At 67.3% G+C, this 1,061-nt stretch carries 1 protein-coding gene; it reads left to right on the top strand.

Annotated elements, in window-relative coordinates; genetic code table 11:
* Positions 1–598: 598 nt before the first annotated feature.
* Positions 599–973 (top strand): hypothetical protein, encoded by a 375-nt coding sequence (locus tag ACFXAZ_RS26795; RefSeq protein WP_384596329.1) that lies wholly within the window; start codon positions 599–601, stop codon positions 971–973.
* Positions 974–1,061: the final 88 nt, after the last annotated feature.

Here is a 1,061-nt window from a genome sequence, read left to right as displayed (position 1 = left end):
CCCGCCATCCACATCTTCCTCGACAACGACTACATCACCGGCCAAACCCTCAACATCGACGGCGGCATCACCCTCACCTAACCCACCCACCCACAACCACCAGGCAGCCGACACCGAAAACTGCAAGACGGCGTGCGGGGACAACGGAGCCCTTCGTCGTGGACGTCACCCTGCGGGAAGTCGATCCGCCCCTGCACAGGCACCCACAGGCCCCTCAGAGGCTCAGGGGTGTGGCCCGACGAATCCACGACGAAGTTCCCCCTCCACGAGAGCAACCACCTCGTCATCGTGGTCAACAACGACGCAAGCGTCGACACCGAAATCCGCTCATCTCGGCCCGTCCACGAGCGAACAAGAATAAGGCAAATGTCCCGTTAGTAGCTCTACAGCGTGACATGTCCGGTGCGCATGCTTGAGAGCCTCCCCGAGGGCCATGTCTCTACATGAGTCCTGTCAGCCCGGGGGGGGGAGCGGCGGACAATCCCGGTGACCTCTTCCCGCTCTTGCGCCCCCATGTCCTTCCTGGATGTTCCGGCTGCCGCCGGGCCGGGCCAGTGGGCTCGCAAGGAGAGAGTCCGCACTCACAGGGGAGATGACCATGCGACACACATTTCGGGTCCTGCTCACGGCCGTCACGACCACCAGCGCCCTCCTGTTCACCGCGACCGGGGCCTCGGCGAGCGAGTACACCGTCCAGGCCGAGGGCCAGAACCGCGGATTCGGCGGGGCCGACGACGACGGTCTGAGGGTGTACGCCTGTGACACCTACAGTGACAACTGGGGCGTACGCACGCACTACACCTACCGGAGCAACACCGGCAGCATCGCCACCCGCACCATCAGCGACGCGAACGGCGTCACCACCGGCTGCGGCGAACAGAACATGTCCGCCTCCGCGCCTGCCCTCACCTACCAGGTCTGCACCGGCAAGGCCGAAGCCGACACCGCCTGCGGCCCCTGGACCCGCCTCTGAGCACTCCGCGATTCCGCACGGTTCACCGGCTGCCCGTCCCCGGGCGGCCCCGCCCGCGGGGGCGGGCGGGGGGGGGGCCGGGGGCGGG

This window comes from Streptomyces sp. NPDC059477 (assembly GCF_042749375.1).
Taxonomy (GTDB): domain Bacteria; phylum Actinomycetota; class Actinomycetes; order Streptomycetales; family Streptomycetaceae; genus Streptomyces.
The sequence above is the reverse complement of the archived record's forward strand: the minus strand, read 5'-3'. Positions and strand labels throughout refer to the sequence as shown.

Bases quoted from the DNA above. Each gene is read 5' to 3' on its own strand.
- ACFXAZ_RS26795 (WP_384596329.1), top strand. From the start codon at position 599: ATGCGACACACATTTCGGGTCCTGCTCACGGCCGTCACGACCACCAGC.